This window comes from Pseudoalteromonas sp. NZS127_1 (genome assembly GCF_015864295.1).
GTDB lineage: Bacteria > Pseudomonadota > Gammaproteobacteria > Enterobacterales > Alteromonadaceae > Pseudoalteromonas > Pseudoalteromonas arctica.
The window spans coordinates 21,366-41,031 of the sequence record NZ_JADYXO010000016.1; the positions used below are offsets into that span (position 1 = coordinate 21,366).

Below are 19,666 nucleotides of genomic sequence, written 5' to 3' on the forward strand. Positions count from 1 at the left end.
ATAGGCAACCTATAAAAATGATAAGGTATTTTAGCAAAACATAAAATAATCAATTTGTTAGGGAGTTTATAGTATGCGTTTAATTGCACTATATCCAACTTTCGATTAAAAATACGAGTTAAGTTTATACTATTATATTTTTTGTAGGGAAAAGTCATTGCATTTTAATGATGCTATTGACCTATGTGTTGCACCTAGGTTTATTATGAAACTACTGAAACATGACGGAGCTAAATTATGTATGTTAAACAACTCGCCAAGTTAATGGGCGTGACTGCCGATACTGTTCGTCATTACACGCGTGTTGGGTTACTTAATCCAATACGCAGTGAAGAAAATGGCTATCAAGAATATACAAAGCGAGACCAGCAACGTTTAAAGTTTATTATTAGCTCTCGTCAACTTGGTTTTTCACTCAAAGATATTCAACAGATTATAGGCGAGTCAGAGCAGGGGAATTGTCCTTGTCCGTTAACGCGTAAACTCATTACTAAACGCCTAGAAGAAACCGAAGCACTATTTCAAGAAACATTAAAATTACGAAACAGAATGCATGCAGCTCTGGAGCAATGGGATACATCAGCCGATGGTGCAAATACCAGTGACGTGTGTAGTTTAATAGAATCTTTTGTTGATCCAATAAACGATTCTGCAAATAAGGAGCAGCGTAATGACGACTAATACAAAAGACACCGCGCAAAACTTTATTATTGAAGGTGCTAATTGTGGCAGTTGTGTGGCCAAAATTGAAAAAGCCCTCAATAGTGTTCAAGGTGCGCAATGCGTAGAAATGAACTTTGCTGAGCGTACTGTACGTGTAGAAGGTAAAGCCGACGAAAGCACGCTTATTAAAGCAGTCGAAAACATTGGTTATTCAGCTAAGCCAATGAGTAATGAATCTGATCAAGATGCACTTGATGAAAAAGCAAAGTCAGACGAGGCACATTACAAAAAGCTAATGCGTAATATGATATTAGCGTTAGGAGTCGGTACACCGTTAATGATATACGGGCTTATTTTTGACATGAGTGTAACCACCGACACACAACGAATAGCGTGGTTTTTAGTGGGTATAGTCACGCTTGTAGTTATGGCTATATCAGGTAAACAATTTTACAACGGCGCATGGCAAGCATTTAAAAACCATGCGGCAAATATGGATACATTAATAGCGCTTGGTACAGGTACTGCGTGGTTGTATTCGATGTTTGTAGTAATCGCACCAAATTTATTACCAGAAGTCGCAAGACACGTATATTTTGAAGCGTCATCGATGATCATCGGTTTAATTAGTTTAGGGCTCGCTTTTGAAGTAAAAGCACGTGGGCGAACCTCACAGGCAATTAAACGCTTAATTGGTCTGCAACCAAAAACTGCACGCGTAATACGCGATGATCAAGAGCAAGACATCGACATTAGTGATGTTGTAAAAAATGATGAAGTACGTGTTCGCCCGGGTGAAAAAATCCCTGTAGATGGCGACGTTATTGAAGGCAGCAGTACGGTTGATGAGTCAATGCTTACTGGTGAGCCAATGCCTGCCCGCAAAAAAACGGGCGACAAAGTCGTTGCCGGAAGTATTAATAAAAGTGGCACTTTATTATTTAAAGCCACGCACATTGGTAGCGAAACCACACTTGCCAATATTATCAATATGGTAAAGCGTGCACAAAACTCTAAGCCATCAATAGGGCGCTTAGCTGATGTTATATCAGGGATATTTGTACCAACAGTCATGATTATAGCAGTACTTGCTGGCCTTGCATGGTTAAACTTTGGACCTGAGCCATCAATTGCTTATGCCGTTGTTGCTGTAACCACGGTACTTATTATTGCTTGTCCTTGTGCGCTGGGACTCGCAACCCCTATGTCGGTTATGGTGGGTATTGGTAAAGCCGCTGAGTCGGGAATATTAATTCGAAATGGCGAGTCGCTGCAAACTACATCTAAAATCACCACCATGATTTTAGATAAAACAGGCACTATTACTCAAGGCACACCGCAAGTTACCGATGTGGTTACATTTAACAACAGCGACGAAAATACAGTAATGCAATGTGTTGCAAGCCTTGAAAGTAGCTCAGAGCATCCACTGGCTGAAGCAATTACGGCATACGCTAAAAAGCATGGCTTAACACTGAGTAAAGTTACCGACTTTGATGCCATTACAGGTAAAGGCGTAACTGGCAGTGTTGACGGGCAAACATTGTTATTTGGCAACAAAGCGCTAATGGATAAATACAATGTGAGTGTTGATGATGCAACCGAGCAAGCTCAAACACTTGCCAGTGATGCTAAAACGCCCATGTATTTTGCAAGTAATAATAAGCTCCACGCTATTATTGCTGTAGCAGATCCTATTAAAGAGGATTCAGTAGAAGCGATTAAACGCCTGCAAAATAAAGGTATCCACCTAGTTATGCTAACTGGTGACAACAAAGCCACTGCACAAGCTGTTGCTAAGCAAGTTGGTATTGATGACTTTATTGCAGAAGTAATGCCCGATGACAAAGTAAACGAAGTAACAAAACGCCAAGCCAATGGTGAAATAGTGGGTATGACTGGTGACGGTATTAACGATGCTCCCGCACTTGCGCAAGCCGATGTAGGCTTTGCAATTGGTACAGGTACTGATGTAGCAATAGAAAGTGCAGACATTACCTTAATGCGTGGCTCGTTACATGGCCTTGCTGATGCAATTGCCGTGAGTAATGCAACTATTTCAAATATTAAACAAAACCTATTTGGTGCCTTTATTTATAACGTGGCGGGTATTCCGATTGCAGCCGGCGTGTTGTATCCATTTTTTGGCATATTACTTAACCCCGTTGTAGCAGGAGCTGCTATGGCACTTTCATCGCTTACTGTGGTAAGTAACGCTAATCGCTTACGTTTTTTCAAACCAAATAAATCGTAATTTAAGCTAAGGAGTACATTATGTTGATGATTAATATAGGTGGTGCACTGTTAATAGCCGCAATTATTTATTGGTTTTGGCTATACAAACCAGAGCAAACACAAAGTGATGACAATAAAGTAACGATAGTCGTTGATAACGGTATCTATAAGCCTGGCCATATTCAAGTGGCTGCCAACAAAGAGGTTGTACTTACCTTTGATAGAAAAGACAGCGCACCGTGCGCCGAAACAGTGATATTTCCACAGCTTGATATAAGTAAAGCTCTGGCAATGGGTGATGGTAATACAGTTAAACTACCTGCGCTTGAAGCTGGTGAATATGACTTTCATTGCCAAATGCAAATGTACAAAGGTAAGCTAGTTGCGCAGTAACCTGAACTAAGTAGGTGTTGGGGTCGTATAGTTGCTTTATATAAGCTGTGATATTAGCAGGAGTCGCTATATTAAATGAATAAATTAAACCCTAAAAAATTATTGAATAGTAAATGGACCGCAACACCTGCTATAAATAAAGAAAAGCACTTTATTATTGTTGAGGTGGAATTTGATGAAGACGGCAATGTAATTGAGTGTATTACCGAGGCTGTTATGTCAAAAAATCAATATCCAATTAGTTGGCGAGATTTAAAAGACAACCAAAAGTGGCTACAAGGGTGGAAGTAGTTTAAATCTATATAATTTACCTCCCTCAAATAGTGGCACTTTTAGCGGTACTTTTGCAGATGGCTGGCACACGATGTAGGTTTGCTTAACTCAAGCGAACCTATATTTTACGGCGCATTAAGTTATGAACTCAATGCTATAACTTAGCTTTCACATTGCAACCTTTCTAGATAAATTCGCCATTTGGCAACAAAACAGTTAATTTCAAAATATCACTTCACAATTTTTATAAAATACCTCAAAAAAATATAACTATCTAATTTTAAATAAGTTTATTTTTTAATAAACTTGAATAAATCCTATGTAATTTCCATGTTCATATTCAGTTTATTTTGAAGACGAACCTAAATGCTCCCGTCACTGGCTTTTTAGCTAAAGTGTGTCTTTTTAATTAAAGTTAACTTATTGATTTATATTGGCTTATTTTTTTTAGTTAAATGACTGTTGCTAAAAAGCAACAAAAGCACCTCCCCAAATTTAGCTTCTCTCGCTTTATATCGTTTAACCCATTGTTTTTAAATAACAAATAAAAAGTGGCACCGAAGTTGTAATACCTAGAGTGTATTAAGCAAAACGTGATGAAAGCCAAAGGCCTTAATCGCAACAACCCAATGAAGGAATACTATTATGAAAACATTTCAATCAACATTAGTACTAATGGCGCTAGCTTCTTCATCAGCGGCTTTTGCAGCAACAGATTTTGATACGCTAGACGTAGATGGTAATGGCGCAATTAGCCAAGCCGGAGCTTCAGTAGATGCTGAGCTTTTAAGCAAATTTGAAGAACTCGATACAAACCAAGATGGTGAGCTATCTGAAGATGAGTTTTCTAAGGCCTAAAATTAAAGCCTTAAACAGTTAATGCTCTGTGATGTTATCTAAATTCTGAGTTGCCAAAGACAACCTAAGTAGGCAAGGGAGCCTACTAAAAAGAATAACTAGGAAGTTACTAGAGAGCACTATAGAGCAAATTTATTTAGGACACCGCATACTTTTGAAGGATTAAATTATGAAAAAGCTACAATCAATATTTGTACTTATGGCTATTGTTTTCTCGTCAGTAGTATTTGCAAACACACACTTTGAAACACTCGATGCAGACGACAACGCTTTAATTAGCCAAGCTGAAGAATCGGCGCAAGTGATAGAGCAATTTGACGAGCTGAATGTTCAAAGTAGTGGTGGTCCGACAGAAAATGATTTTTTTGAATATTAATTTATTCAAACTTTACTCCTAAAGGATCTTTGAAAAGGACTTCTTACCTCTCTCTTATCAGGCACAAAGCCTAAGGAAACGCTTATGAAAACATTACACAAAACTTTAGGGCGTATTGATCTTTGTGGATTGAAATTTGTTCAATCTAGGAACGATTAAATCGCGGCGCGAGGTTTGTAACCTAGTGGGCTAAGTAAAAACCGAGCAACAAAGAGTTAATAGTCCCTAGAAAGAACCCAAAGGGCAGCGCATGTTTGGTATTTATGCTGCGTTATCGCCTATTTATGGGGAATAACCACACTACATAGGCTCTGCCTTGCCTAAAAACCAAACAGACTGCTGCAAATTCACCCACCAAAGATCAACACGCCCTACCACTTGTAGCCCTAGCTTCTTCTTCAGCGGCGTTTGCTGCGGTAGATTTTGATTCTTTTGATACTGATGGCGACGGCGTAATTAGCAAATCAGAAGCACAAGTAAACTCGCAACTAGTACAGTTATTTGATCAATTAGATACAGATGGAAATGGCGAGTTATCTAAAGAAGAGTTTTCAACGGTTCAGTAACAGGCTTTATATTTGAGTTAGTTGTAAAACCTTACCAGTCATACTCACAAAGCAACTAAGTATTTAATACTTAGTTGCTTTTTTCGTAAAAATTTTTATAGTTTGTCACTATAGACAGATTTACTGTGCTAACTATTTTATTAATAGGGTGCAGGTAATCATGTTTAAAGTGGTACTTGGGCAATAAAAGCATTTATATATGGCTTAATGAAAAAACCCTCCAAGTAGGAGGGTTTTATATTACTCAGTAATAGCTATTACTACTTATCTTGTGCGCGCTTAGCTTTAAAGTCAGACTCGCTCGTCCACTTTGGCCAATCGCCATTGTTTGCAAGTTGAGTGGCTATATCAACAATAAGATCTATATCTTGCTTAACACCACCTAACGACCAATCAGCAGAGTAGTCGTCTGCTTCTTTATGGTACTTATGCGCAATGTACTCAGGATCGGTATCGCCCAGGCTCATAAATAATAAACTAGGCACGCCTTGCTTAGAAAGTGAGAAATGATCAGATCTAAAAAATAAGCCATTTTGCGGACGAGGATCCATTTTAACAACACGGCCTTGTGATTTTGTAGCCTTTGCTAAATAGTTTTCCATTGTCGATAAATCTTTACCGTATTGTAAAATGTAGTCAGTACCATCAAGCACGTTCATGCCATCAATATTTAATAGACCGACCATTTGTTTTGTAGGTACAACCGCACCCGATGCAAATTCTTCAGAACCAATTAACCCCGTTTCTTCTGCTGTAAAGTTAGCAAAAATAATTGAGCGTTTAAATGGTTTTTGCTTATTCATTTTGCTCATGATGCGTGCTATTTCAAGCGTGGCTGCAGTGCCTGAAGCGTTATCTACTGCGCCGTTATAAATCTTAGGGCCAGTATCCGTTTGTTTAGTACCAAAGTGGTCCCAGTGAGCGCTAATAACAACGTATTCGTCAGGTGATTCGCTACCTGTAATTTGTGCAACTACGTTATGCGATTTTGCATGAGATACTTCGTTTTTAAAGGCAAGGTTTGCTTTTAAGTTAAGTGGCGTCGCTTTAAAGTCATCATTTAATGCTGCTTGTTTTAAATCTTGATAGTTAAGCTTTGCGGCGTTAAACATTTTCTCAGTCGCATCAAGTGTTAGCCAGCCCATAACCGGTAATTTAGACGCGTTTAAATTGTTATCCATTAACGTGTATTTAGTGCCGGTGTTTGAACTTTCAACTACGCCCCAAGGGTATGCCGCAGGTGCTGTTTCATGAACAATAAATACAGCCTTTGCACCTTGGCGAGCGGCTTCTTCATATTTATAAGTCCAGCGACCGTAGTAGGTCATTGCATTACCAGTAAAAAGGGCATTGTTTTGAGTAGCAAAGCCTGGATCGTTAACTAGCACAACCACTGTTTTATCTGTTACATCAATATTTTTATAGTCATTCCAGCTATATTCTGGCGCATTAATGCCATAGCCAACAAATACAACGTCAGAGCTTCTTACATCAATTAATGGCTGAAGTTGCTCGGTACGTGCGGTAAAGTCTTTGCCTGATTCAAAGCTCAAATCACCTACCTTTAACTGCATGTCCTGATTAGCTGTCACCATTGCCATTTTTACAGGCTGTAAGTATTTACCTTTATAAGCACCGGTTAAACCCAGCGCTTTATATTGCTCGCTTAAGTAGCCTACTGTTTTCACTTCGCCATGAGTAAGCGGGCCTCGGCCTTGAAAGTCATCAGAGGCTAGCGTTTTAATATGCTGTTTAATATTGCTAAGGCTTACACCGGCTGTATTTTCTAATGGGGTTTGTTGGCTTGCAGGCTCTGAGCAGCCAAAGAGTGCAACTAGCAGGCTTAGGCTAGCGCTTTTTAAAAGAGTAGATGCCATAGTCTTCATATTGTTATTTAATTAGGCTTTCAATATAAAGGAAGCACCGCAGCGATGTCGAATTTTTATAGAGAACTTTTCATTCAATTGCAGATTGATTTTATAATGTGTATAAATAACGAACAACCTAAAGGAGCACATAATGAGCCAATGTAAAAAAAGTGGGTATTTATTTATAGCTAGTGGCATTGCATTTTTTGCTGCTGCAATATTAGCTGAGCAGGAGACATTTTTTGTGCTGTCTGCTTCTTTTATAATATAGGGCACTATAAGTATAAAAAAAGCGGCTTAATAACCGCTTAGTTTTTTTAGCTAAATATAAAGCTTAAATACAATACTTGGCACTAAAAGCAAAAAACCAGCATTAGCTGGTTTTTTAGTATAAGTTGCAGTTAGCTTTATGCGTCTGCAAGCTTTACGCGGATCTTACTTTTATCAACAGTAGATTGGTTAAGTGCTTTAATGGCGCTTTTACTTTCTATGTCGTTTGGCATTTCTAAAAAGGCAAAGCCTTTAGATTGGCCAGTTTCTTTATCAAGTACCAAGTTGCAGGTAGTCACTTTACCGTGCTCTGCAAATAAAGTACGAAGCTCATGCTCAGTGGTAGCACGAGACAAGTTACGAACTAATAGTTTCATAATGAACCTAAATAATTATGTCAGTATTAATTATCTCAAGTAACTCAGCTTTAACCTAATTTTATTTTAAAACATATATAAATAAACGTTCTATAGGAATAATTGTTTGTATCACACTGAAAAAACATAGCTTTTATAATTTTAAATAGATTGCCATCAAATTGGTCATGTTAATTGGTAATTGAGTTGTGGTTATTTGCATAGTTAATTGGTAAGTTTATGTTTTATTAACTTACTATTAACTATAAAACTAACAATGCCTAAATATAATCTTAAACTGCGTAATGTAATTACAACCGCACTTCTATCTTGTTTAGTTGTTGGTTGTGGCAGCTCTGGCTCTGATTCTACGGTGCAAAATAATGAAGCGGTTACTTTACAAACTCCTGCAATAATTGGTGGTAATAGCCGAGGCGAAGTTATTAGTGATAGTAATGATGCAATAACAGGCTCATTAACCATTACTGATCAACAATCCGGTGAGGCTGCTTTTATAGCACAAGAAAATAGCGCTACAAGCTATGGTTTTTTTAGCTTAAATGCTGGTGGAGATTGGTCATACACACTTGATGATTTAAATGCTTCAATAACATCTTTAAGTGAAGATGAAACACTGCAAGACACAATAACTGTAAACTCTTTAGATGATACTAGCGTGCAAGTTGTCATAACAATTGTTGGTGCACCAATAGCTCAAGCTGATGGCTTTGAGAAAATATCACACGTTTTATTGCAATCAGATGGCGTTAATTCGGGGCTTGACGCATACACGCTTATTGAAAATGCCTTCGGCGAAGGGTCAATTGAATCCCCAGATTTATACGCTGGCAATCATGAAAGTGTTGTCCATATTATTGAAGATACCGATACGATAATTGGTAACCATTTTGTCTTTTTAGCTCACCGAGATGATGACCAAGATAAAGACAAAGGCGTAAGTGATAGACAACGTAACGAAATAAAAACCTACGATAAATCACCACAAGAAACACTGGCGTTTGAGGGTGAAACATTTCAATACAGTTGGAAATTTAAAGTAAGCAGCGAGCTTGAGCTTACGAGTAAGTTTAGCCATTTTTTTCAAATGAAAGCCCGAAATGATAGCAACGACAACACCAATGGTAATGACGATCAGCCTATTATCACGCTTTCTGGGGCGCAAAAAAACAGTACAGGTAATCAGCTGCAAGTGCGATATAGTGCAGGCTTTGATGAAAACGGTAACAGCACGGGTCTGGATAGAAACTTAATTGAAACCGACTGGTCAGTTATTACTGATGAATGGGTCGAGGTATTCGTACAAGCTACATTTAGTGAAAGTGGTAAGCTTGATATGACATTAACGCGCTTAAGCGACAACGCAGAGATATTTAATATAAGCGAGCAAAACATAGATATGTGGCGCGGCTTTAATGATGATGATTTTGCTCGTCCTAAGTGGGGAATATACCGCTCAATTGTTGAAACCGACAGCCTTCAAGTTGATGAAGAACGTGTTAGGTTTGCTGATTTTTCTATCACAAGAGGTAAGTTAGCGCAGTAAGCTATTTTATCAATTAGCATGAAAAAGCCGTTAATAATTATGCATTATTAACGGCTTTTTTTATTCTTTGATAAAAGTGGTTATTTTACTTCTTTGCCCGCTGCCTGTTGATCAGCATGGTAGCTTGAGCGTACAAACGGACCTGAAGCCGCGTGAGTAAAGCCAATTTCGTCTGCATACGCTTTTAAGCCGTCAAACTCTACTGGTGGCACGTAGCGTTTAACCGGTAAGTGATGCTTAGATGGTTGTAGATATTGGCCTACAGTTAGCATGTCAACGTTGTGTGCACGTAAATCGCGAAGCACTTCTTCAATTTCGCTAATCTCTTCACCTAAACCTACCATTAAGCCTGATTTAGTTTTAACTTCTGGGTGAGCTTCTTTGAAGCGACGAAGTAATTCTAATGACCATTTGTAGTCAGCACCTGGACGAGCTAGTTTGTATAAACGTGGCGCAGTTTCAAGATTGTGGTTAAACACATCAGGTGGCGTCTCGATTAATATCTCTAGTGCACGGTCCATACGACCGCGAAAATCTGGTACTAAAATTTCGATAGTGATTGTTGGATTGTGCTTACGAATTTCGCGAATACAATCAGCAAAGTGTTGTGCACCACCATCACGTAAATCATCACGGTCAACCGAAGTGATTACAACGTAGCTTAGCTTCATATCTTTAATCGTAAGTGCTAGCTTTTCAGGTTCAGTGGCATCAGGTTTTAATGGGCGACCATGGGCAACATCACAAAATGGGCAACGGCGAGTACATATTGCACCTAAAATCATAAAAGTAGCTGTACCGTGGTTAAAACATTCTGATAGGTTAGGGCACGAAGCCTCTTCACATACCGAGTGTAAGCCATGTTTACGTAGCGCTTTTTTAATGCCGTCAATGCGATCGGTAGATTTAGGTAAGCGAATTTTTAACCATTCTGGCTTACGTAACATTTCAGTTTTTTCTGTAGGTAAAACTTTTACTGGGATCAACGCCATTTTTTCTGCGTCGCGTAGTTTTACACCTGGTTCCATTTTGACTGGTTTATTCATTCGTTTTCAAACCCTTCAGTATGCTTAACCTGTGTTGCATTAAGCTTATTGATCATGTGTTTCACCAATCCTTCACCCGCACTTTCTAGGTTTTGAGGACCATCTAATTCTTTAGTTTGCACCATATTCATGCCCGCATAACCACATGGGTTAATGCGTAAAAATGGACTTAGGTCCATATTAACATTTAATGCTAAGCCATGAAACGAGCAACCACGACGAACTCTTAACCCAAGAGATGCAATTTTGCTGTCGTTAACGTAAACACCTGGTGCATCAGCTTTAGCATACGCCTTGATACCGTATTCGGCGAGTGATTCAATAATGCACTCTTCAAGCCACGTAACTAGTTCACGTACACCAATTTTTAAACGACGTAGATTAAATAATACATACATCATTTGCTGGCCAGGGCCGTGATAAGTTACTTGCCCGCCACGGTCAACTTTAATCACCTCAATGTCGCCAGGAGCAAGTAAGTGTTCGTCCTTACCAGCTTGACCTTGGGTGAATACACTCTCGTGCTCTACAAGCCAAATTTCATCTGGCGTATTTTCATCACGGGTGTCGGTAAAGTCCTGCATTTTTTGCCAAATTGGCATATAACGCTGGCGACCCAGTTGGCGTACGATCAAAGTGTTTTCGTTCACAACAAATCTCAACTATGGATTAAAGCATGTGGCGTACGTCATCAATATTGCTGATCACGTTGTAAATTTCTTCAATGTGTTTGCCACTAGTAACTGTTGCTATAAGGCTTACTGACTCGTAATTACCTTTACTGCTTGGTTTTACTTTAGGGGCGTAATCGCCAGGTGCTATTGGTTGTAACTTAGCTAAAATTTGATCAGTTAAGTTTACATTAGCTAAACCCATTATTCTGAATGTAAATGGGCAAGGGTACTCTAGGTACTCATCAAATTTAGTATCTTTAACAGGTTGAACCACGACGGTGACTCCTCATACAAAAGTGTGGACTCTATGCAAGCTCGAAGCTTAATACAGATAGGCAATTAGCAGTCTTGCTTATATGGGGCGCATTCTAACATTTTTCAAGCAAAAAAAAACGCCTCACAGTGGAGACGTTTAAATTAGTTACCCACGTTAGTAGGGCAACTGTAAATTACTGCATTATCTGTAAACGTAAGTAATCATAAATTTTGCTAAAGAAGCTGCCTTCTTCCACTTCTTCAAGTGTTACTAGCGGGTATTGAGCAATATCTTCGCCCTCTAGTTGTAAGAATAACGTACCTACTTTAGTACCTTTAGCAAGTGGTGCTTCAAGCGTGTTATCTAGCTCAAAGTTAGCTTTAAGGTTTTTATGCTGACCACGTGGGATAGTAATCGGTGTATCTTCTAAAATACCTAAAGATACATTTTCTTTGTTACCCATCCAAATACGTTGTTCTGCAAAGCTATCGCCTGCTTTGTACGGAGTAATTGTTTCATAAAAACGAAAACCATAGTTAAGTAGCTTTTTACTTTCTACTTTACGAGCACGTTCGCTGGTAGTACCCATAACAACAGCAATTAAACGCATATCGTTTTTAGTTGCTGAGGTAACTAGGCTGTAGCCTGCTTCTGATGTATGGCCAGTTTTAATACCGTCAACATCTAAGCTTTCGTCCCACAATAATGAGTTACGGTTATATTGCTTAATGCCGTTATAAGTAAATGACTTTTGCTTATAAAGTGCGTATTCATCGGGTACATCACGAATAAGTGCAGCACCAAGTGTCGCCATATCGCGCGGAGTTGTGAAGTGCTCGTCAGTATCAAGGCCGTGGCTGTTGATAAAGTGGCTGTTGCTCATACCTAATTTAGCAGCATGTGCATTCATTAAATCAGCAAATGCGCTTTCGCTTCCAGCAATATGCTCAGCCATTGCAACACATGCATCATTACCAGATTGAATAATAATACCGTGGTTAAGCTGATCAACACTAATTTGCTTACCTACTTCAATAAACATTTTAGAAGATTCTGGGAAGTTTTTAGCCCATGCTTTTTCGCTTACCGTTACCATATCGGTATTGGCAATGTTACCGGCTTTAATTTCAGTACCAATTACATAACTGGTCATCATTTTAGTTAAACTTGCAGGTGCTAGCTGTGTGTCAGCTTCACCTTCAGCAATTACTTTACCAGTTGTAAAGTCGACTAAAAAATAACCTTTTGCATTAACTTGAGGTGGTGCCGGAATAATTTGGGCGCTGGCTGAGAATACGGCGGCTGTACAAACTAGGCCGCATACACCTTTGAGGATTTTATGTTTAATAGATTTCATCATACTCATTAATGGTTAAAGTTAAAGATTCGCGTTACGCCATTTTATACCCAAACTACCCTGAGATGCGAGCATCCTGGGGTAGTTTGGGTATTAGTCTTACTGAGTGTATAGCAAGAACGCGTTTTGAAATTGATCTTGTTTTAATTTTTGTAATACTTCTTTTGCATGCTGGGCATCTTTAATAGGGCCGAGGTGCAATCTATAAATAGCGTCCTTTTGAACGATATTTGTTGGTAATTTATACTGACTTCTTAACGTGCTTGCTAGCGCTTCAATGTTTGTTAGTGTACTACCTGCAGCTACTTGAATATAGGTTTGATTTACAGCAGAGCCAGCAAGCGTAACGGCCTCTAGCTTAACCTTTGCTGTACCATGAGTGTAATAACCAAGCTTATAAGCGGCTGCGTACGAAAGGTCAATCACTCTATCGTCATGAAACGGGCCCCGGTCGTTTACGCGCACTATTACCGATTTACCATTTGCGGTATTGGTTACTTTAACAAAGCTAGGTAATGGCAGTGTTTTATGCGCTGCGGTCATGGCAAACATATCGTAGGTTTCACCATTTGAGGTGTGATAACCATGAAACTTACGACCATACCACGAGGCAATACCTTCCTCAGAATAACCTGTTTCATCAAGCATCGGGGAATAGCTTTTACCAAGCACTGTGTATGGGCGGCTAGCGCTAGCACTTTTAGTGGTTTCGGTTACTATAGCGTCTTGCATCTCAAGTGTAGTTGGGGCTCTTAATGGCGCTGCATCATGACGCATACTATAACGGCTACTTGATCCGCTACTACAAGCACTTAAAAGTAAAATTAATAATGTAGTAAATATAAGCTGATTAGTGTGTCGCATTATTTTAAAAGCATCCTTTTATCTGTCGCAATTGACATAATAATGCCAAATCCTGCCATTAACGTCACCATCGATGTACCACCATAACTAATCAGTGGTAAAGGTACGCCTACAACAGGTAATAAACCCGACACCATGCCTATGTTTACAAATACGTACACAAAAAAGGTGAGGGTGAGTGCGCCTGCGAGCAATTTACCAAATGCATCTTGTGCATTAACAGCAATGTATAAACCACGGCCAATAATAAACAAATACAGGCTTAGTAAAACACATACGCCAAATAAACCAAATTCTTCGCTTAAAACCGAAAATATAAAGTCGGTGTGGCGCTCTGGCAAAAATTCTAATTGCGATTGCGTACCAAGCAGCCAGCCTTTACCTTCTATACCGCCTGATCCAATAGCAATTTTAGATTGAATAATATGATAACCCGAACCGAGCGGATCGCTCTCAGGGTCTAAAAAGGTGAGTACACGCTGCTTTTGATAATCGTGCATACCGTAGTGCCAAAATGGCCATGCGGCAAGCGCTACAATAGAGCTTAAAAAGCCGATTAAACGCCAACTTAAGCCCGACAAAAACAATACAAATATACCTGAACTAGCAATAAGTATGGCGGTACCTAAATCGGGCTGTTCTTTAATTAATAATGTAGGGAGCATTACAATCATAAAACCAATAATTAAGTGCAATGGACGAGGAGGTAGGTGATTACGCCCTATATACCAAGCAACCATCATCGGTACTGCTAATTTCATTAGTTCAGCAGGTTGAAACCGTGTAACGCCTAAATCAAGCCAGCGCTGTGCGCCTTTTGAACTTACACCAAACAAAAGTACACCCACTAGCATTAATAAACCAACGCAATAAAGTGGGATTACTAAACGCTTTAGTGTGGCAGGCGAAAACTGGGCTAAAATAACCATAGCAACAATCGCACCGCCCATACGGGTCATGTGCCTAATCATCATTGAAGAGTCTTGCCCGCTGGCGCTGTATACAACCATTATGCTACCAGCCATCATGATAAGTAATGCGATAAGCAGTGGTAGGTCTAGGTGCATGCGCATCCAAATAGAGCGTTTATCGTGCAAGTCGGTCATGGTGTATCGTTCCTTGCAAGATTAACTGGATTGGCTGCAAAGTAATAATCCATAAGTTGGCGAGCAATTTGAATACCGCCGTGGTTGTTTTCTAATACAACAGAAACCACAATTTTTGGATCGTTATAAGGTGCAAACCCTACATAAATAGTGTTGTCACGTTGGCGCTCTTTAAGCGATTTAGCATCGTAACGTTCACCTTGTGCAATACTTACTACTTGCGCGGTACCGGTTTTACCCGCCGAATCGTAGTTAGTGCCTTTAAATGCTTTGTGCGCTGTACCAGATATTTTTCGGACCGTGTTATGCATAGCATCTAACGATACCTGCCAATGACGTGGATCTTTTAAAATAACAGGGGGTTTTTCTTCGTTATTTATTTGCGTTACATCGCTATCTTTTTTAACCACTTGCACTAAATGAGGCGGGTGATTAATACCACGATTAACCAATATGTTAGTTGCGTTTGCAATTTGAATTGGTGTAGCAGTCCAATAACCCTGTCCAATACCTACCGAAATAGTATCGCCGCGCCACCAAGACTCTTTAAAGCGACCTTCTTTCCATTCTTTTGAAGGTAGAATAGCGGTGGTTTCTTCGTGAATATCAATACCAGATAAATCGCCATAACCAAAACGCGCCATAAAGTCGCTTATTTTAGTTATGCCTAATCGATAAGCCGCATCGTAAAAGTAAGTATCGCAAGACTCTTCAATCGCTTTGTATACATCAACATGACCATGACCCCACCGTTTCCAGTCTCGCCATTTGTGTTCAACGTTTGGAATTTGAAAAAAGCCAGGATCCCACATTGATGTTGATTCATTTACTATATTTTCTTCAAGCGCTAATACAGCCATTAAGGGCTTTACCGTAGAGGCAGGCGCATAACGACCTTGCGTAGTACGGTTTATTAACGGACGGTCTTGGTTAAGTAACGCTTTATAATTTTTGCTGCTAATGCCGTGTACAAATAAATTTGGGTCGTAACTTGGGTTTGAATAAAGTGCCAGCACGCCACCATCTTTTGCATCCATAACTACAACAGCGCCACGCATATCTTTAAGCCCATGCTGTGCAATTTGTTGCAAGCCAATGTCTAAGGTAAGTACTAAATCGCTACCAGGTTGTGGCTGGGTCATGCTTAGAGTGCGAATTACACGGCCACGGTTATTAACTTCTACCCGTTGTGAGCCCACTTTACCGTGCAATGTCTCTTCATAGTATTTTTCTAATCCGAGCTTGCCAATATCATATGTAGCACGGTAATTGGTTGCACGATCTTCTTGTTCTAATTGGTTTAGCTCTTTTCTATTAAGCTTGGCAACATATCCAAGCGCATGCGTTAGCGTGTCGCCAAATGGGTAGTAGCGAGCCAGACGTGCCTCAATACTAAAACCAGGAAATTTATGCTGATTAACCGAAAATTTCGCCACTTCTGTTTCGTCTAAGCGGGCTTTTAATACTTGTGATTTAAAACGACGGGTGTGTTTTATATCTTTTAAAAAGTCTTGTTTATCTTGCTCTGTAATCGCAATTATTTTACTTATTTGATCAAGCGATTCGTCAAGGTCATCTACCTCTTCGGGGATGACTTCAAGGTTGTAAACAGGTTTGTTTTCAGCAAGTAGTACACCGTTACGGTCGTAAATTAAACCACGATTGGGTGCAATAGGAATAACTTTAATGCGGTTGTCGTTAGAGCGGGTTTGGTAGTCTTGGTGATCTTCTACCTGAATAGTGTAAAGATTAGAAAGCAATACAGCGACTAATCCCAATACAAAAACAAAACCCACGAATGCTCGCCTAGCAAATAAGTTTGCCTCTGCGGAGTGGTCACGAATAGTGGGTCTATGTTTTAGCATGGCAAGGCGTTACTCGCGATGATAAGGATGATTGTTATTTAAGCTCCAGCCTCGGTAAAGGCTCTCTGCAACAATAATACGCACCAATGGGTGCGGCAATGTTAAATTAGATAACGACCATTTTTGCTCAGACGCTGCAATGCACTCTGGAGCAAGTCCTTCAGGTCCGCCAATAAGTAAACTTACATCGCGGCCGTCGAGTTGCCATTTTTCCATATTTTTAGCAAGTTGGTGAGTATCCAGCGCTTTCCCTGTTACCTCTAACGTTACAATACGATTGCCTTTTGGAATAGCCGCTAATGTTTTTTCACCTTCAATGTGTAAAATACGCTTTATATCTGCATTTTTACCACGTTTTCCGGCTTGAATTTCAATTAACTCAAGGGCCATATCTTTAGGGAAACGGCGCTGATATTCTGCAAATCCCGTTTCTACCCATGCTGGCATTTTGGTACCAACAGCAATCATTTGTATTTTCACGTATTACTTCCAAGCATTGTCTAAAATGAGTGAGCGTTTAGCCCCACAGTTTTTCTAGATCGTAATAGATACGTGCTTCGCTTTGCATCACGTGTACAACCACATCACCTAAATCAACCAGTGCCCATTCGCCGTCGCCTTCACCTTCATAACCTAGTGGTTCTGAATCTGCATGACGCGCTTCTTTTGCTAAGTGATCAGCAATTGACTGTACGTGACGTTTAGAAGTACCAGAACAAATTACCATGTAATCTGTGATATCTGATGTCTTAGTTACGTCAATATGAACGATGTCACGCGCTTTCATATCGTCAATTTTATCCATTGCAAAGGCGAGTAGTTGTTTTGAATCCAAGGTTTTGTCTCAATTTAAAAATTTAATGGCGCGCATTTTAACACGCTAGGAGTTTTTAAGCATCAATTTGATAGAGCTGATGCGCTTCTATGTAATGACTCACTGCATCGGGCAATAGTTCATTCTTTTTATTACTTATTTTTAGCTGCTTGCGAATAGTACTTGAGGCCGCATCGAGCATTTCGCCCGGTAAAAAATAAAGTTTACCTGCAAGTGTGTGTTTAAGTGCCGCTACTTCGCCGGCATTTGCGCGTTGCATATAGCTTTTGAGCTCACCTGTTACAGTGCAATGTTGAGCAGGGCGCTGGTACACCACAATATGGCAAAGCTGCGTTATTGCCTTCCACTCAAACCACTTATCTAGGTTGTTAAATGAGTCCATACCAATTAAAAATAAAATAGGTGTAGTGGGGTGCTCTTTACGAAGTTCTTGCAAACTAAGTAACGAGTACGATGGACCCGTTCGGTTAAGTTCTCTTAAATCGAGTTCAAAATGAGGATAAGGTGCAATAGCTGCGTTGAGCATATTAACTCGATGCTGCGTACTAATACCCGGCGCAGCTTTATGTGCAGGGAGTGCACACGGCATAAAATAAAGCGTATCTAAATTAAACGCATTAACGCATTGCTGCGCCATATTTATATGGCCTAAATGGACTGGGTCAAAGGTACCACCAAAAATTGCGATCATTTAACACCCATTAGCTATTTATTAATTAGCCGTGTGGCACGGCATAGGAATGTTAAGCGGCTGGCAAAATTTAATGCAAATATGTGCAAGCGCTTGGTAAGGTGCTATTAACTTACCTTGCTTATAACTGGCATCAAACAACGCTACATCACTATTTATTTGCTCTAGTGTGTGCATGTTTAACCGGTTAATAGCATTTTGAACTGGGCCTTGTTGGTTTTTCCAAATAGCCTTTTGTTTAAATAAATTAGCGATAGGCTCGCCATTTAGTAAACCAAGTTGCACACTTATTAGTGTATTAAGCTCTTTGGTAATTGCCCACAAAATGCTCACCACTTCGGTGTTATCGCTCGCAAGTTTGTTTAATACTTTTATAGCTTGTTTAGCGTGACCATTTAATAGTGCATCACTTAAATCAAAAATATCAAACTTGGCTTGATTTAAAAGCCCTTGCATTACTAATTGCTGAGTAATTAAAGTATTGCCGTGCAGTAGTGAGAGTTTTTCAAGCTCCTGAAAACACGCTAATAAGTTACCTTCAGTGGCATTAATTAAGCTTACTTTGGCGTCGTTTTGTACATTGAGCGATAAACGTTGGCATTGATCGTCAAGCCATCGTTTTACATGCGTGCCTGTAAGCGGGTAACAAGGAACAAATACGCCTAGTTTATCAAGGGCTTTAAACCATGCACCACGTTGTACTTCTTGGCTGGCTTTAGCGCCTTTAACAATTAAAATAGTATCGGGATTAACCAGCTCAACTACTTTTTTAAAGGTGTTGCTGCCTATAACGCCTGGCTTTTGTTGGTTCAAATCAAGCTCAATAATAGTGCGCGCACTAAACAGCGACATGCTTTGATACTGGGCTATAATTTCTTGCCAATCGAACCCTTGCATTAAAGTAAACTTAATTACCTCATCAAACCCTTGCTGCTTAGCAACGTCACGAATTTGCTGTACGCATTGCGTTTCTTGAAAAGGCTCTTCCCCAAACACTAAATAAAAAGGCTTTAGCCCTTTACTTAGTTCACTCGGTAATTGATTAGCGTAGCAGCGCATTATAGTTGCGACAGCTCTCTAACAATACGACGACTGGCTTGCTCACGAATCTCGCTAATGAGTAGCTCAAGCTCTTTTGCTTTTGCTAATGCATGATCCGGATCGTCTTGGTAATTACGGTACAGTTCAAAGCGTTTTTCTATCGCTTTTTCACCTGGTCGTTTAACTACATACGATACGCCATAAGCGAGCTCGTATTCAGCAACCTGACCATTTTGAAACAACGAAAGTGTTTGGCGTTCGATAGTTTCTTTACGTAAATACAATTGAGCTTTATCTTTAGCTGACGATACTAGCTTTACATTACTCGCTTTAAGTTCTTTTTTAAGCTCAGTAAATAAAGTCGATTTTTCGTCATCGCCTACAAGTGTTAGCTGTTTTAAGTTATCAGGCAAGCTAGAGGCTTTTTTTAAATGAAAGCCACAGCTTGATAACAAAAAACAGACTAGCACTAAGGCTAGTCCATTTTTAATGGCGTTAAATGCAGCCAT

21 protein-coding genes and 1 pseudogene are annotated in these 19,666 nt (G+C 39.7%); 8 read left to right on the top strand and 14 right to left on the bottom strand.

The genetic code is table 11. The features are described from left to right. The first annotated feature begins 237 nt into the window (after positions 1-237). The 7 genes and pseudogenes from I6F50_RS14185 to I6F50_RS14215 form a co-directional block, all read left to right on the top strand. Entirely contained in the window at positions 238-681 is a 444-nt protein-coding gene (locus tag I6F50_RS14185) for a MerR family transcriptional regulator (protein WP_165741484.1), read from the top strand. Beyond that, positions 671-2,917, top strand: a complete 2,247-nt coding sequence (locus tag I6F50_RS14190; protein WP_197176533.1) for a heavy metal translocating P-type ATPase — start codon at positions 671-673, stop codon at positions 2,915-2,917. The genes I6F50_RS14185 and I6F50_RS14190 overlap by 11 nt, the downstream gene beginning before the upstream one ends. Positions 2,918-2,937: 20 nt before the next feature. After that, positions 2,938-3,291 (top strand): cupredoxin domain-containing protein, encoded by a 354-nt coding sequence (locus tag I6F50_RS14195; protein ID WP_165728929.1) that lies wholly within the window; start codon positions 2,938-2,940, stop codon positions 3,289-3,291. Between the two features lie 75 nt (positions 3,292-3,366). Next, complete coding sequence (locus I6F50_RS14200) at positions 3,367-3,582, top strand: TIGR02450 family Trp-rich protein (RefSeq protein ID WP_002958506.1); 216 nt, start codon at positions 3,367-3,369, stop codon at positions 3,580-3,582. A 627-nt stretch (positions 3,583-4,209) separates the two neighbouring features. Next, positions 4,210-4,422 (top strand): calmodulin, encoded by a 213-nt coding sequence (locus I6F50_RS14205; RefSeq protein ID WP_197176535.1) that lies wholly within the window; start codon positions 4,210-4,212, stop codon positions 4,420-4,422. 169 nt (positions 4,423-4,591) lie between these two features. After that, positions 4,592-4,798 (top strand): calmodulin, encoded by a 207-nt coding sequence (locus I6F50_RS14210; RefSeq protein ID WP_197176537.1) that lies wholly within the window; start codon positions 4,592-4,594, stop codon positions 4,796-4,798. A 377-nt stretch (positions 4,799-5,175) separates the two neighbouring features. Further along, positions 5,176-5,364 (top strand): annotated as a pseudogene (locus I6F50_RS14215) (EF-hand domain-containing protein); the annotation flags it as partial. 260 nt (positions 5,365-5,624) lie between these two features. Here I6F50_RS14215 and I6F50_RS14220 read toward each other — a convergent pair. Together I6F50_RS14220 and I6F50_RS14225 are read right to left on the bottom strand one after the other, a co-directional pair. Beyond that, a complete protein-coding gene (locus I6F50_RS14220) occupies positions 5,625-7,241 on the bottom strand; it encodes a M28 family metallopeptidase (protein WP_197176539.1) in 1,617 nt (538 codons plus the stop codon). Positions 7,242-7,639: 398 nt separating this feature from the next. Beyond that, complete coding sequence (locus tag I6F50_RS14225; protein ID WP_007585551.1) at positions 7,640-7,879, bottom strand: RNA-binding protein; 240 nt, start codon at positions 7,877-7,879, stop codon at positions 7,640-7,642. 256 nt (positions 7,880-8,135) lie between these two features. Here I6F50_RS14225 and I6F50_RS14230 point away from each other — a divergent pair, with 256 nt between their 5' ends. Then, positions 8,136-9,422: a VCBS domain-containing protein gene (locus I6F50_RS14230; protein ID WP_165739930.1), complete on the top strand. Its 1,287-nt coding sequence runs from the start codon at positions 8,136-8,138 to the stop codon at positions 9,420-9,422. Positions 9,423-9,502: 80 nt separating this feature from the next. Here I6F50_RS14230 and lipA read toward each other — a convergent pair whose 3' ends face one another. The 12 genes from lipA to lptE all read right to left on the bottom strand — a co-directional run bounded on the left by lipA (position 9,503) and on the right by lptE (position 19,666). Next, entirely contained in the window at positions 9,503-10,468 is a 966-nt protein-coding gene (gene lipA, locus I6F50_RS14235) for a lipoyl synthase (protein WP_002958515.1), read from the bottom strand. After that, the gene (gene lipB, locus I6F50_RS14240; protein ID WP_166419152.1) at positions 10,465-11,118 is read right to left on the bottom strand and encodes a lipoyl(octanoyl) transferase LipB; all 654 of its coding nucleotides are present in this window, start codon (positions 11,116-11,118) and stop codon (positions 10,465-10,467) included. The genes lipA and lipB overlap by 4 nt, the downstream gene beginning before the upstream one ends. A 19-nt stretch (positions 11,119-11,137) precedes the next feature. After that, the gene (gene ybeD, locus I6F50_RS14245; protein WP_197176541.1) at positions 11,138-11,416 is read right to left on the bottom strand and encodes a DUF493 family protein YbeD; all 279 of its coding nucleotides are present in this window, start codon (positions 11,414-11,416) and stop codon (positions 11,138-11,140) included. Positions 11,417-11,591: 175 nt separating this feature from the next. Continuing rightward, the gene (locus I6F50_RS14250; RefSeq protein WP_165728924.1) at positions 11,592-12,755 is read right to left on the bottom strand and encodes a serine hydrolase; all 1,164 of its coding nucleotides are present in this window, start codon (positions 12,753-12,755) and stop codon (positions 11,592-11,594) included. Positions 12,756-12,854: 99 nt separating this feature from the next. Then, positions 12,855-13,619 carry a septal ring lytic transglycosylase RlpA family protein gene (locus tag I6F50_RS14255; RefSeq protein WP_165739928.1) on the bottom strand — a complete coding sequence of 255 codons (765 nt, stop codon included), beginning with the start codon at positions 13,617-13,619 and terminating at the stop codon, positions 12,855-12,857. Further along, positions 13,619-14,725: a rod shape-determining protein RodA gene (gene rodA, locus I6F50_RS14260; RefSeq protein ID WP_197176542.1), complete on the bottom strand. Its 1,107-nt coding sequence runs from the start codon at positions 14,723-14,725 to the stop codon at positions 13,619-13,621. The genes I6F50_RS14255 and rodA overlap by 1 nt, the downstream gene beginning before the upstream one ends. Further along, positions 14,722-16,590, bottom strand: coding sequence for a penicillin-binding protein 2 (mrdA, locus tag I6F50_RS14265; protein WP_197176543.1), 1,869 nt, complete (start codon positions 16,588-16,590; stop codon positions 14,722-14,724). Before mrdA ends, rodA begins: the two co-directional genes overlap by 4 nt. A 9-nt stretch (positions 16,591-16,599) precedes the next feature. Next, the gene (gene rlmH / locus I6F50_RS14270) at positions 16,600-17,070 is read right to left on the bottom strand and encodes a 23S rRNA (pseudouridine(1915)-N(3))-methyltransferase RlmH (RefSeq protein WP_007585562.1); all 471 of its coding nucleotides are present in this window, start codon (positions 17,068-17,070) and stop codon (positions 16,600-16,602) included. 37 nt (positions 17,071-17,107) lie between these two features. Beyond that, positions 17,108-17,425 carry a ribosome silencing factor gene (rsfS, locus tag I6F50_RS14275; RefSeq protein WP_165728920.1) on the bottom strand — a complete coding sequence of 106 codons (318 nt, stop codon included), beginning with the start codon at positions 17,423-17,425 and terminating at the stop codon, positions 17,108-17,110. A 55-nt stretch (positions 17,426-17,480) separates the two neighbouring features. Further along, positions 17,481-18,116 (bottom strand): nicotinate-nucleotide adenylyltransferase, encoded by a 636-nt coding sequence (gene nadD, locus I6F50_RS14280; protein ID WP_197176545.1) that lies wholly within the window; start codon positions 18,114-18,116, stop codon positions 17,481-17,483. 21 nt (positions 18,117-18,137) lie between these two features. Beyond that, the gene (gene holA / locus I6F50_RS14285; RefSeq protein WP_197160000.1) at positions 18,138-19,175 is read right to left on the bottom strand and encodes a DNA polymerase III subunit delta; all 1,038 of its coding nucleotides are present in this window, start codon (positions 19,173-19,175) and stop codon (positions 18,138-18,140) included. Further along, positions 19,175-19,666 (bottom strand): LPS assembly lipoprotein LptE, encoded by a 492-nt coding sequence (lptE, locus tag I6F50_RS14290; protein ID WP_197159992.1) that lies wholly within the window; start codon positions 19,664-19,666, stop codon positions 19,175-19,177. Before lptE ends, holA begins: the two co-directional genes overlap by 1 nt.

Excerpts from the sequence above, each read along its gene's own strand:
- I6F50_RS14190 (WP_197176533.1), top strand. The coding sequence starts at position 671 with ATGACGACTAATACAAAAGACACCGCGCAAAACTTTATTATTGAAGGT.
- I6F50_RS14250 (WP_165728924.1), bottom strand. The coding sequence starts at position 12,755 with ATGAAATCTATTAAACATAAAATCCTCAAAGGTGTATGCGGCCTAGTT.
- lipA (WP_002958515.1), bottom strand. The coding sequence starts at position 10,468 with ATGAATAAACCAGTCAAAATGGAACCAGGTGTAAAACTACGCGACGCA.
- rodA (WP_197176542.1), bottom strand. The coding sequence starts at position 14,725 with ATGACCGACTTGCACGATAAACGCTCTATTTGGATGCGCATGCACCTA.
- I6F50_RS14230 (WP_165739930.1), top strand. The coding sequence starts at position 8,136 with ATGCCTAAATATAATCTTAAACTGCGTAATGTAATTACAACCGCACTT.
- I6F50_RS14195 (WP_165728929.1), top strand. The coding sequence starts at position 2,938 with ATGTTGATGATTAATATAGGTGGTGCACTGTTAATAGCCGCAATTATT.
- I6F50_RS14225 (WP_007585551.1), bottom strand. The coding sequence starts at position 7,879 with ATGAAACTATTAGTTCGTAACTTGTCTCGTGCTACCACTGAGCATGAG.
- holA (WP_197160000.1), bottom strand. The coding sequence starts at position 19,175 with ATGCGCTGCTACGCTAATCAATTACCGAGTGAACTAAGTAAAGGGCTA.
- I6F50_RS14185 (WP_165741484.1), top strand. The coding sequence starts at position 238 with ATGTATGTTAAACAACTCGCCAAGTTAATGGGCGTGACTGCCGATACT.
- I6F50_RS14220 (WP_197176539.1), bottom strand. The coding sequence starts at position 7,241 with ATGGCATCTACTCTTTTAAAAAGCGCTAGCCTAAGCCTGCTAGTTGCA.
- lptE (WP_197159992.1), bottom strand. The coding sequence starts at position 19,666 with ATGGCTGCATTTAACGCCATTAAAAATGGACTAGCCTTAGTGCTAGTC.
- I6F50_RS14255 (WP_165739928.1), bottom strand. The coding sequence starts at position 13,619 with ATGCGACACACTAATCAGCTTATATTTACTACATTATTAATTTTACTT.
- I6F50_RS14205 (WP_197176535.1), top strand. The coding sequence starts at position 4,210 with ATGAAAACATTTCAATCAACATTAGTACTAATGGCGCTAGCTTCTTCA.
- nadD (WP_197176545.1), bottom strand. The coding sequence starts at position 18,116 with ATGATCGCAATTTTTGGTGGTACCTTTGACCCAGTCCATTTAGGCCAT.
- I6F50_RS14210 (WP_197176537.1), top strand. The coding sequence starts at position 4,592 with ATGAAAAAGCTACAATCAATATTTGTACTTATGGCTATTGTTTTCTCG.
- mrdA (WP_197176543.1), bottom strand. The coding sequence starts at position 16,590 with ATGCTAAAACATAGACCCACTATTCGTGACCACTCCGCAGAGGCAAAC.
- I6F50_RS14200 (WP_002958506.1), top strand. The coding sequence starts at position 3,367 with ATGAATAAATTAAACCCTAAAAAATTATTGAATAGTAAATGGACCGCA.